The sequence below is a fragment of the Pseudoalteromonas sp. APM04 genome (genome assembly GCF_022809815.1).
GTDB classification, from domain to species: Bacteria; Pseudomonadota; Gammaproteobacteria; order Enterobacterales; family Alteromonadaceae; genus Pseudoalteromonas; species Pseudoalteromonas marina.
Genome location: NZ_CP094441.1, coordinates 2,270,926 through 2,283,331 on the forward strand (window position 1 = coordinate 2,270,926; position 12,406 = coordinate 2,283,331).

Below are 12,406 nucleotides of genomic sequence, written 5' to 3' on the forward strand. Positions count from 1 at the left end.
ACTCAGTTTAAATATGAAATGTGAAGAAGATAAAATTAGTACGCGTTAAGACAATATTTTAGTTACAATAGTGCCAACGAACACAAAATTATTTTTAGATGAGTTTTTAATGCAATTTCCAGATGACGAAAACGGCCAGCTGTTAGCCGAAATAGCCGCTGCAGGCGTCGATTTAAGCAAAATGCAGCAAATCGACTTTTTCATTTTATTTGAGCAACAAGCCGATGCTGATAAGTTTGCTAAAGATATTGTTTCTGATGCATTAGTACAAACCGCCGACGTCGAAAAATGCAAAGACACTGGCGTTTGGGAAGTAATTACTCATGTACAAATGGTACCAGAGCACACATTACTAGGCCAAGCTGAACAGTACCTAGAAAGTATAGCGAATGGCTATAACGGTTACGGTGACGGCTGGGGATTAATGGACGAAGACGCCGCTTAATATATTAAAAATCAGTTAAGTTTAACGACTTAACTGATTTGCCTTTCTAAAACTCCCCTTATAATCAAATAGCTTATCTGCTACTTTCCAACCATATTTTTTACTTTTTCGCGCAATCACAAAGTCAGGGGGCACCAAGTCTAACTGCGCTTTAATTACCTGTTCTGCTGCTTTAAAGTCTGTTGGTTTTTGTCCATGCGCAAGCCGTTTGCCAAATTGTTTATTAAAGATAAACTGACCGCCTTTACTGGCAAGGTTATAAACTTCATCACAACTAGTGCCGTCTTCGTCAAAATAAGTAACTTTGATTAGCTCGTCTTTAAGTTGAGTTACTGTTAGCCCACTACAACGAAGCACTAATGCATCTTTTAAGTTTAGCGCATTACGCAACTTGTCGTCAGGATCAGCCATTATAGCGCCGCAGTCGTGGCATTTTCGAGCAGCAATATCGTTTTGCGCACCACATTCCTCACACTCTTTAAATCTAAAACGATAATCGCACTGCTCTTTGCTACCTTCATCGTCTTCTAATAACCCTTGGCAACGTCTACCAAAATGCTCAACAACTTTGCCAGCAGAGTTCGTTTTACCCCAAAATATATTAGCAAACCCACAACCTGGACAAAGCACTTGTACAGGTTCATTATCGCTGTCGCCTTTTTTATCCCCTACTTCAGGGTGAAATAAATTAAAACCATTTCCGGCATAATCAATCACTAAGCAATCGGTTTTAGATTCTGATAATCGTAAGCCCCGACCTACAATTTGTTGGTATAAGCTTACAGACTCTGTAGGACGCAAGATGGCAATAAAATCGACATGTGGCGCATCAAAGCCGGTTGTTAATACAGAAACATTAACCAAATACTTTAACGTTTTACTTTTAAACGCAGAAATGATTTTATCGCGTTCAATATTAGGCGTATCGCCTGTAATTAGCGCGCTTTGGGCTGTTGGTAAGTAGCTTAATATTTCTTGGGCATGCATAACTGTTGCCGCAAAAACCATTACACCTTTGCGCTGTTCGCTATATTCAATCACTTGTTTAAGAATAGCCTGAGTTGCTCGCTCGTTACTTTTTAAAAGCGCGTTCATATCATCGGCAGTGTATTGGCCAAACGCATTCGTTTCTAAAGACGAAAAATCGTAGTGGTTAATGGCAGCATCAACTTCATTTGGTGGGGTTAAATAGTTATTTTTAATCATGTACCTAAGCGGCAATTCAAATATACAACGTTTAAATGGGCTTTCTGTAGTTCCTTTAACAAAACCATGATAATGGTGATGGTATATCCACCCCATGCCTAAACGATAAGGCGTAGCCGTTAAACCCAATACTTTTAAATGTGGGTTATACGACTGTAATGCACTTATAACTTTACCGTATTGGCTTTTTTTATCACCATTTACTCTGTGGCATTCATCAATAATAAGTAAAGAATAATGCTCATTGAGTTTATCCAAATTACGTGAAAGTGACTGCACACTAGCAAAAGTGACTTGATGGGTTAAAGATTTTTCTTTTAAACCTGCGGAAAATATACTCGCCTCTAAACCAAAACTTTTATATTTTTGTGAATTTTGCTCTACAAGTTCTTTAACATGAGCAAGGACCAATATTTTTTGTTTAGCTATACGGGCAAGCTCAGCGATGACTAAACTTTTACCTGCACCTGTTGGCAACACAATAACTGCGGGATCATTGGTTTTTCTAAAGTGAACAACGGTGCGTTCAACCGCCTCTTGCTGATAGGGTCTAAGTTTATAGCTCATAAATGTAAGAGTTCATATTATATATTTACTATTGTACCTTAATATAAAAAGCCCCCTTAATAAAAACTAAGAGGGCTTGTAATTACTTTAAAATGTAATTGCTTTTTATACGTTCAGTTTATGCATCAAAACATTAAACTTAGAACTTATAAGAAGCTTGTAGGTAAGCAAATCGACCAATATTGTCGTAAATTGCCGATCCTGCACCTGTACCGGTAGTGCTACCAGGTAAGCCACGATTAAATAGGTTATCAACACCTAACTTAAAGCCAACTCCACTATCAAACTTATAAGCAACTGATGCATCAGTTATAAAGTAAGAACCGTAACGCATCTGGTTAGATGGGTTTGGATTTGTTTCAATAGACTTATGATCGTACAACTCAACACCGTTAATAAAGCGAGTACTAAAATCTAATACAAGATTTTCGTATGTATAATCAACGGAGATACTGCCTTGCCATGTTTCATCACCTAACACACCTTCATAATCAGTGTAATTTTCAGGCTCAGCTGAGAATGGAAAGTCTTTTGCTTCAATTAAGTATGTACCAATAAAACTAGTACCAAAACTTCCGCCTAGCGCATCAAAATCATAACCAAACTCAAAATCGACACCAGAATTTAAGCTTCGAGCAATGTTCAATGCAAACCCTTTAAGAAGCGTAATTTCACTTGTATTTGGATCACGAGTAATCAGGCCACAAAACTGATTATCAATGCCTGTTGGTGAATCAACACAACGGTCTATAATTGTTTGAAAGCCGATACCGCTAATTGTATCATCAATATCAATTTCCCAGTAATCAGCTGTTACACTGAAACCCTCTAACCACTCAGGTTGATAAACAATACCTGCAGTGATTGATCTAGACTCTTCAGGTTGAAGATCAGGGTTACCACCCACTAAAGTTTCAAGCGTTGCGCTATCGTAGTTTGAATCAAAATCTGCTGGAACGCCTAATGCTGCACAGTTTTGCTCTCGGATAGCACGACCTGAATCGCTTAATTGAGCAAGCTCTGACACCTTACAACTATCGTCAACACCTGCGAAAGACTGGCTTTGACCAGAGAATAACTCATCAATATTTGGCGCTCGCATAGCTTCTGACAATGTAAACCTAGCACGAAGCTCTGGTGTAACAGTCCAATCAAGTCCTAACTTCCAGCTTGTTGTATCACCAATTGTTGAGTAATCAGCATAACGAACTGCTGTATCAAATACTAAGGTATCAATTAAAAATACATCTTCAATAAGCGGAACTGATAATTCAAAAAATGCTTCAGTTACATCATATCCACCATCAGTCTCACCGAGCGCATTAAAGAATGTAGCACCTGTTTTAGCAAAGGCATCTTCAATAGTAACACTTGTTTCATCTCGGTATTCAACACCGCCAGCAAATCCAACCATACCCGCAGGTAGCTCAAAAATAGCAGAGTTGCTAAATGTTGCATTGAACACGGTTTGTTTAATTTCAGACGTACCAATTGAAGTCGTTGTTACATAGTCAATCGCTTCTTGGCTAATAGCGCCGTCACCCATTATATTCGCAGCTACACAGCCATCAGCACGGGCTGCTTCATCACGACAAACAATACTTCCGCTATCATCAAATACAGCATCTATAGCATTAGCATAATTTGCCATAATAACGTTAGCACCGTTAATACGCTCAATTTCTGATTTACCATGTACGAGTGAAATATCCATAGACCAGTCTTCACTGATTTCGCCTTGAATACCAGCTACAAAGCGCGTTGTTTCACGAGTGTTTTCTTCTAGACGACGACCAATATCATTAAACATTTTGTTAACACCAATAAAGGGTAAGTCGTTGTCGTCCATTAACTGAGCAACATCTGGTGTTAAGAATGCATTGTCTCGTTGAATTAAGTTGGCACCACTGTAAAAACGGAAAAACGGCTGTCCAACATTTTCACCCTCAGTTTTAGAGTATTTTGCTTGAAAATAAACGTTCAGTTCATCCGTAACATCATAATTCGTTTTAAAGTTAAAGTTTACACGATCAAATTTTGGTTGAATTTCTGAATATTGTCTTAAATTAATATAATCACAACCAGGGCTTGCACAAAAGGAACCATCCGCAATAGGTCCAGTGTAAACATCACCAAGTGTACTATCACCATTAAACTTACCCATTATGCCACCAGTGAATGGATTCCACACTGTGCCTTGGTTTGATATTAGGTAATAACCTGCGTTTGGTAATAGAAATTTATCAGGATAGTCCTCACTATCAATTTGGTCATCTGGTCGAGTTTGACCTGTAACCACATCATAAGGTAAAGATGCATATGACGTTGCCGTCCATGGATTATCAAGCGCATTCAATGAGTCCTGGGCATTATATTCGACTGAAAATGCAGCATTACCACGGCCTTCGTTAAAATCTGTGCCATATGATAATGTAAATTTCTCATTTTGATATTTACTATTATCTGCATAACCCTTTGTAGCGGTTGCGTTAAAACCTGTAACATCTTTTTTCAATATAAAGTTAACAACGCCAGTTACAGCATCTGCGCCATAAACAGCAGAAGCACCACCTGTAATTATTTCTACTTTTTCAATCCAAGCGCTAGGTATTGTATTGGTATCTACTGATGATGTACCAGGCGCACTAGCAACATGACGCTTACCATCTACCAATACTAGGGTACGAGAGCTGCCCATTCCCCGTAAGTCAAGTAAGCTGATACCAGCCGTGCCTATAAAACGACCTGAGTTAGCAAGCGAGTATGTGGTAGCTAATGCTGGTAATTTATTTAAAACTTCACCAATATTCATTGCACCAGTACTAACTAGATCTTCACCTGTAATAACTGTAACTGGTGAAGGTGCTATTGCCCCCTCACGTAAAATACGAGAGCCTGTCACTTCAATTCGCTCTACTTTTTCGGCTCCTTCTTGCTCTTCAGCAAATGAGTTTACTGAAAAAGCAGCTGTTGATGCCGCACCAAAAGCAATCGCTAAGCGAACTGCTTTTGAAACTTTATTATTTATCATATTGAAATCCCTGTTTGTATTTTAATTATTTTGATTCAAAACAAATAAATTAACATTAGTACCTGTTTTGAATCTATATATTAACCACAAGTTTACAAACTTATCAACACAGATTGCGTTAAGGTGTAGCTTTTATAAGTTATAAATAATGAAGTGCTAAAAAGCTTAGAAATGTTCGATGATTGAATACTTAATGGTACTCGCGTACCGAAACGTTAATCGCCGTTTTAGGAATAAGCGGCTTATTAGATTACTATTAAGTTATAAGCTACGATCAGTATAACTTTGTTAGCAGAAGTGGTATCAAACCAAGGGACTAAGGAATGAGAAAGGGTTATAGTTACTGAAAAGTCATTTGAATACCTAATTAACTTATTAGGTATTCAAAAACTAATTTCTAACCACTAATATAATTATTTAGCTAAATACTTTTCAAGCTCAACGCCTTCAAACGCTTTGGGACGACGACCCCGGCCGGTCCACTCTATTACTTCACCATTTAGTTCCATTCGGTACTTAGGCGCAACTTTAGTACGTTTATCTGAGGTAATATCTTGTAAATCTTCTAACGTAAGTCCTTTTTCTTTTAAAAGATCCAAAACTTCCTGTTTTGCTTTTTGCTGTTGGGTATATTTTGAAATTGCATCAGTAACTAATTGTTTTGCTTTTTCAAGTTCAGTTAAGGATGCGGTCTTTATAAAAGCTCGAACTTCTTTCATTTACTTATCTCATCGAAATTAAATATTCTAAAGTTAATATAGTAGTATAATTGTAGCTGTAAAATATATCATCAGTAAAAAAGAATAATTTTATAATGGTGTATTTTCAGTATCACTCACTAAAATACATAAACAGCTGTTACCTTTGAAGCTAATTCTTATAGCCCTTATAAAGAGTACCTATTTTTTCTCTATTAGAGTCGATTAAATCAGTCTTTTCTATTTCACAAAATTCTGATAAGAGAGAATATACGGCTGAGTTTTTCGCTGCAGCACTTTTTAGGTCTGTTAATCTAAAAATTAATCCTTCTAACTCTGATTGAAATAAAGAAAAAGCTTTGTTTAAATCAATAGAACGATTTTTTAATATAAACTCATAAAAATTGGTCAATAACGTTGCATTTATAGCATGTGGGTTAATTTTTATATCATCATTAATCAATTTCTTTAAATAGGCTGAGTGCACTTTCTCTGTGTCAGATTTATTTTGGATTGCATTGATAATTTCCGAGATAACAGGAACCATAGTAGCTTGTACCCTAATTGCAGATTCTAGGATTTGAACATTAGGAACAACAATGTCAGAGTTTATGTCATGGCATATAATCTGAACCACTCCTTTAGGTTTAAGTACCCTAAGCATTTCTTCTATACTTACCTGAACATCACTATATTCTAGTGCAAACTGAGATATAACAGCATCAAATTTCTCTTCCTCAAAAGGAAGTGCTTCAGCAAATACACCCGATAAAAAAGTACCATGTATATCTTTAGTCGCATCTAAGTTTATAGTCGCAGGATCAATCCCCGTAAAATTTAACCCTTTGCTTATATTTTTTTGGATAAGGTCGATCAGTGCCCCATTGCCTGTCCCTAGGTCTAAAATTTTAGAATTCTCTTTTAATTCGTTACCTAGTTCTAACCAGCAATCTTTGAGTTTCCCCGTATAGTTACCTTTAATATCTTGACCAAATGACGTTATATACCCCTGAGCCCAATACTCACTCCAATAAGATTTCATATCATCTCCAAATAAAAAAAGGGCTGAAAAATCAGCCCTTTTTAAAATTTAAACTAAGGTTTAGAAACTAATTGTGTAGTTAACACGGTAGTCACGACCGAAGTTATTGTAAAGATCTTGGTTATCCCAAGTACCTGCTGAAGAGAACACTGGGTCTTCATCAGTAAGGTTATTTACTGTAAATGTAATCGCACCATAATCACCAGCGTTGTAGCTGTATGTGAAGTTGTGGATTAACCAGCTGTCTAGTTTACCTGTTTGCTCGTAGAAACCGTCACCATCGCTGTCTACTTCTGTTTCTGAAGTGTCAGCTGTGTAAGTTGAGTTCCAAGAGATTAGGTGATCTTCATAAGACCAAGAGATAGTTGCAACTGATTTAAGATCTGGTTGACCAGACCAACCAGCTGTATCCTGAACAACACCACCAACTTCAGAGTCATAAGCAAGTGTGAAGCTGTTCACGTTGCTGAAACGAAGCTCACCAAATTCAGTTTCAAGGTTTGCATTGATAGTAAAGTCGATACCTTCAATTTCAAAACCAGCGCCGTTGAAGTAAGAAGTACCCGCTTCAACTAAAACACCAGACGCTGCACGCTTAAGATAGAATGTTTCGTTTGAAGTATCTGTATCAACACTAACAGCACTGATTAGGCCAGCAGCTTCGTCAGAAATTAGACCTTGAAGAGATTTAGATTGAATTACATCTTCAACTTCTAACATGAAGTAATCAAGTTTAAGACCTAAGTTATCGTTTACATCCCAAGCTACACCTAAGTTGATGTAGTCAGATGTTTCAGCACCTAGCTCTGAGTTAGCTGTGTAGTAAGTATCGTATTGACGTGAAACAGTTGAACCGTTGTTGTAATCAATCGCTGACTCAGCAGAGAAAGTACGAGCTTGGTTTAATAAATCTAAACCAGGAGCACGGAAAGACTCTGAGTAAGAACCACGAAGTACAACACCTTCAGAAACTTCCCAACGAGCAGAAACTGCAGGAGCAACGTTATCGCCAAAGTCTGAGTAATCATCGTAACGAGCTTTAAGGTTTAGCTCAAAAGTGTCTGTAACTGGAAGAACTGTTTCTATAAACACAGCTGTCACATCACGATCACCTGCAGCAGAGTTACCTGCTGAACCACCAATAAGACCAGCTTCAGATTGACCGTCGTAGATGTCTGCGTATGTTTGCTCGAAGTATTCCATACCAACGTAGTGAGCGATAGCGCCGCCATCTAATTCACCAAGGTCAAAACCGATACCACCAAAGTATTGGTCAAACGTAGAAGTAGATTGTTGAAGAGTTGTTGCTTTCATGTTTGCAACGCCCTCATCAGAACCTAGGTCGATATCATTTTGCTCGTTATAAGCTAGACCTGAGTAAGACAGGTAAAATTCACCGATTGATTTGTTATCGGCTTTGTTACGGTGGTAGTAAACTTCCCAAGAAGCGTTGTTCCAATCTAACTCACCACGAAGACCTGTTGTAAGGTCAATGTTGTAATCGTCAACATTACCATCACGAGTACCAATACCTACCCAACGGAATAAACCGTATGCACCATCTACACCGTAAGGGTTATGTTCGTTGTCCGCTGACATGTTTGTCCATGCAGCAGCAGGAGGAGCGTAGCGACCAAATGAAGAGTTTTGAACAAACATTGCTTGAGCAAACCATTCGATATCGTCAGCTACTTCATAGTTAGAGCTTAGGTATAAAGTGTTACGGTCAATTGAAGCTGTGTTGTAAGATACGTTACCGTACGCATACATACAGTACTCAGAACCTGGGCCCCAATCTTCATTTGCGTCTACACGACGGAAAGTATCTTCGCCGTATTCTGCGATTAAGTCATCACACTTTAAAGAAGCAGAAGCAGTTGCGAAATCTGGAGATAAAACTGTAGCACCAAAGTAAGACCAACCAACAGTATCAGCAGTGTATGCTTCGATATCGCCATCACCATCTAAATCGCCAATTTGTGCTTTAGTGTAGTCACGAGCCGCGTCACTAATGCCTTTACGTTTTTGGTGGTCGAATGCAAAAGTAATGTTACCTTTATCGTTTGTAACACCACCAACTACTGAAAACTCTGAAGATGTAGTACCTTCATCTTGGTCACGATGACCAGCACCAACGTTGAAAGTTAAACCTTCGAAGTTATCTTTCAATATAACGTTAACAACACCAGCCATTGCATCAGAACCATAGATTGAAGAAGCACCTTCAGTCATGATATCGATACGTGCTACAGCGGCCATTGGAATAGCATTCAAGTTAGCTGATGCGCCACCAAGAGTTGGTGAACCAGGGAAACGACGGCCGTTTAAAAGAACTAGCGTACGACGTGAACCAGCACCACGTAAGTTAATAGTTGCTTGAGATTGTGCTGAGCTACCTGAACGCTCAGAGAATGAGCCGAAAGAGTTCAGTGAGCTTGAGCGAAGAGCATCAGCAACTGTGAAGTCACCTTCCATACGGATATCTGCAGCAGTAATAGAGATTACTGGTGAAGCACCTTCAAGGTCACTACGCTTGATGCGTGAACCAGTTACTTGGATACGCTCAACTTTTTCTGCAGATTCTTCTTCTGCAGCAAAAGAACTTGCTGAAAACGCAGCTGTAGATGCTGCACCAAAAGCGATCGCTAAGCGAACTGCTTTTGAGATTTTGCTATTTAACATTTGATTCTCCCAGGAATACATTTATTAATTATAATTTTTTCAATCTAGCGGCACATAACTTGTTACGAAACGCTACGATTGTGTGACCAATGATAATACTAGTGAAACAACAAGGTCAACAAGGAATTAACGTTGCATTAATATTTAATTATTAAAGAAGTGATTCAGTTGCAAAAAACTGGAGAGAAAACAATCTAAGCTTCTGTTTATATGGTTAAAAATTGAAACTAAAATATTTTTATTTAACAATCCAAAAGATATCATATTTTAAATATAAAATTATTATCTCTATAAAATTTAACTTTTACGTGATAACTGGCCACTTATTAACCTAAAAGTTGATAAGTGAAAGCTGTCCATTGATAGGTTTTTTTTCTGACCTTGATATTATAGAGTCAATAATTGAATTAGAAATTGGCGTTAATTGGCGCTGCAAATATAGCTGATAATTAAGTGCATTTTTTCCATTAAAAATTTCTGCCCCTGACATTGCATAAACATACTCTATAATTTGCCCGCGTCTTACCTCAAAGTCAGGATGTTCTGCCTTGTGTTTTTTTACCGCTTGTACATGTGGTGGAATATTTTTTTCGTAATCGTTTAAATTTCTACCAAGGCGTTTTTTATAAACAAGCTTTTGATCAAACTCTCCGCTATACAATCGTTTGGTATAGTCTTTTACTATTTCGTCAAGTTGGGCAATTTCAAATTGTGAATCAAATAAGGTCTCAAATAGCTCTTTTTGAAACTCTTGGGCAAATTCAGTCCAATCACTTCTCACGGTTTCCATACCTTTAAAGACGATTTTAGATTCATCACTTTTTACTATTTTACCAACGTAACGTTTTTTAGAGCCCGTTTTTTTATCGCGAATTGTAGGCATAAAAAAGGGACTGTAATGGGTTTCAAATTCAATTTCTAAATAGCTTTTTAAATTAAAATGCCTCGCTATATGCCGCTCCCACTGATGATTAATATGAGTCATCAATTCATTACCAATTTTATTGCAGCATTGGGCAGTTAAGCTCTCATCCACTTTTACAAAAATTGAGTCTGTATCACCATAAATAACACTGTACCCAAGCTCCTCCATCCATTTACGCGTCGTTTGCATAATTTCATGGCCGCGCAGCGTAATAGAACTTGATAAACGAGGATCATAAAATCGACATCCCTTAGATCCAAGTACACCATATAAGCTGTTCATAATAATTTTAATTGCTTGCGATAACATTGGTTGGTTGGTGTCTTTGGCGTTTTGACGGGTTTTAGTTAGGTATTCAATTAACTTTGGTAAATGATGCTCACTACGAGAAAACACTGCATTATTAAAGCCTTGTATTGCATCATTAGGGGCATTTAACCCTTTTATTAACCCTAGGGGATCAATACAAAAAGTGCGCATAATAGAGGGGTATAAACTTTTAAAATCTAAAACCAGAATATTTTTATAAAGCCCAGGCAATGAGTCCATCACGTAACCACCAGGGCTGTCAAAAGACAAACCATGGTCACCTAAATTAGGGGCTACATAACCACTGCGGTGCAGCAAGGGTAAATACAAATTAGTAAAAGCAGCTACAGAGCCGCCCATTCGCTCAAGCTCAAGGCCTGTTAACTGTGTGCGAACAATAGCAAACTCATATAAATTTAATTTAGTAAAAATACGATTAACTAAAATACAGTCTTGACGGTTATAAGCCGCTAGAGTCAGTTTATCCTCATTAAATTGACGGATAATTTCACCTAACCGATTGTCAGATTGTATTAATTTAGCTTCACCTAATACTTTTTCGGCAATGTTCCCTAAAGAGTAATTATCAAAGTGGTAAGTCGCATTTTTTAAAGTGTCAATTCCATCAACAACACATCTTCCTGGCAACGTAAGGCGTGTATAGTGCCCCGTATTGATATTGATTGATTGGTTATCTCTGCCCAATTTAAGGGAAATTCCAAGTGCTTCAGCACGGGCATTAAGTACTGTAAAATCAAACTCTATTACATTCCACCCAATAATAATGTCGGGATCATTACTACTTAAATAAGTATGTAACTTTGTAAGTAACTCAAGCTCATCTAAACACCAGTCAATGTTGATTTGTTCACTATGATTGTGTGGTTCGCCAATCATTAAAACGCAGTCAAGTCCATTACCAACAAGACCAATTGAAAAAAGCACTCCTTCCCCATCACATTCAATGTCTAATGACAGCGACTTAAGCTTGGGCGTGTAATCTGTATTTGCTTTCAACTTTGCGTTTTGTATAAGTAAAAAGCCGTTTTTTTGACTAACATCTCCAGTAACCCAAACACCACCTCTAATAAAGCGCTCCATTAAAAAGCGATCGCTGTGGCGAATATCACCCTCGTAAACAGTTATGGTGTTTTCAAATAATGTTCGTGCCTTATAAATACTGCTGGTATTATTAAAATAGCAGGCAACACAGGCTTTGCCGTTAAAGTGACTCATTTCAATTGTTTTAAAATTAACACTTATACGTGCGCTATCTAATAACTGCTGGGCATGTTGCTGTTGTTCTTGTGAAATAAAAAACACAGCTTGCTGATTTTCAATAACAACTTTAATTGGGCCGTGATCGGATGCAAGCCAATAGCATAGTGTGATCCCCTCACTATGTTTAGACGAATATTGTTGCCTTGATAAAATAAAGCCCTGATAGATTGCTTGTGTCAATGCACGATCCCACTTAATATACACACTGTAATTATATACA

At 37.7% G+C, this 12,406-nt stretch carries 7 protein-coding genes; 1 reads left to right on the plus strand and 6 read right to left on the minus strand.

Features of this window, described 5'->3' with window-relative positions:
• Positions 1 to 109: 109 nt before the first annotated feature.
• Positions 110 to 445, plus strand: coding sequence for a ribonuclease E inhibitor RraB (locus MTP24_RS10570; protein WP_008129315.1), 336 nt, complete (start codon positions 110 to 112; stop codon positions 443 to 445).
• A 21-nt stretch (positions 446 to 466) separates the two neighbouring features.
• Here the strand turns inward: MTP24_RS10570 and MTP24_RS10575 are convergent, their stop codons facing one another.
• From MTP24_RS10575 to MTP24_RS10600, 6 genes are all read right to left on the minus strand, one after another.
• Positions 467 to 2,218 (minus strand): DEAD/DEAH box helicase, encoded by a 1,752-nt coding sequence (locus MTP24_RS10575; RefSeq protein WP_243531105.1) that lies wholly within the window; start codon positions 2,216 to 2,218, stop codon positions 467 to 469.
• Between the two features lie 139 nt (positions 2,219 to 2,357).
• Complete coding sequence (locus MTP24_RS10580; RefSeq protein ID WP_138740126.1) at positions 2,358 to 5,249, minus strand: TonB-dependent receptor; 2,892 nt, start codon at positions 5,247 to 5,249, stop codon at positions 2,358 to 2,360.
• Between the two features lie 413 nt (positions 5,250 to 5,662).
• Entirely contained in the window at positions 5,663 to 5,968 is a 306-nt protein-coding gene (locus MTP24_RS10585) for an H-NS family nucleoid-associated regulatory protein (RefSeq protein WP_138740125.1), read from the minus strand.
• A gap of 151 nt (positions 5,969 to 6,119) precedes the next feature.
• A complete protein-coding gene (locus MTP24_RS10590; RefSeq protein WP_243531107.1) occupies positions 6,120 to 6,989 on the minus strand; it encodes a class I SAM-dependent methyltransferase in 870 nt (289 codons plus the stop codon).
• A gap of 60 nt (positions 6,990 to 7,049) precedes the next feature.
• On the minus strand, positions 7,050 to 9,671 hold the full coding sequence (locus MTP24_RS10595) for a TonB-dependent receptor (RefSeq protein WP_243531109.1): 2,622 nt from the start codon (positions 9,669 to 9,671) through the stop codon (positions 7,050 to 7,052).
• A 331-nt stretch (positions 9,672 to 10,002) separates the two neighbouring features.
• The gene (locus MTP24_RS10600; protein ID WP_243531111.1) at positions 10,003 to 12,366 is read right to left on the minus strand and encodes a DNA polymerase II; all 2,364 of its coding nucleotides are present in this window, start codon (positions 12,364 to 12,366) and stop codon (positions 10,003 to 10,005) included.
• Between the last annotated feature and the right edge of the window lie 40 nt (positions 12,367 to 12,406).

Bases quoted from the DNA above. Each gene is read 5' to 3' on its own strand.
- MTP24_RS10585 (WP_138740125.1), bottom strand. From the start codon at position 5,968: ATGAAAGAAGTTCGAGCTTTTATAAAGACCGCATCCTTAACTGAACTT.
- MTP24_RS10570 (WP_008129315.1), top strand. From the start codon at position 110: ATGCAATTTCCAGATGACGAAAACGGCCAGCTGTTAGCCGAAATAGCC.
- MTP24_RS10580 (WP_138740126.1), bottom strand. From the start codon at position 5,249: ATGATAAATAATAAAGTTTCAAAAGCAGTTCGCTTAGCGATTGCTTTT.
- MTP24_RS10575 (WP_243531105.1), bottom strand. From the start codon at position 2,218: ATGAGCTATAAACTTAGACCCTATCAGCAAGAGGCGGTTGAACGCACC.
- MTP24_RS10590 (WP_243531107.1), bottom strand. From the start codon at position 6,989: ATGAAATCTTATTGGAGTGAGTATTGGGCTCAGGGGTATATAACGTCA.
- MTP24_RS10595 (WP_243531109.1), bottom strand. From the start codon at position 9,671: ATGTTAAATAGCAAAATCTCAAAAGCAGTTCGCTTAGCGATCGCTTTT.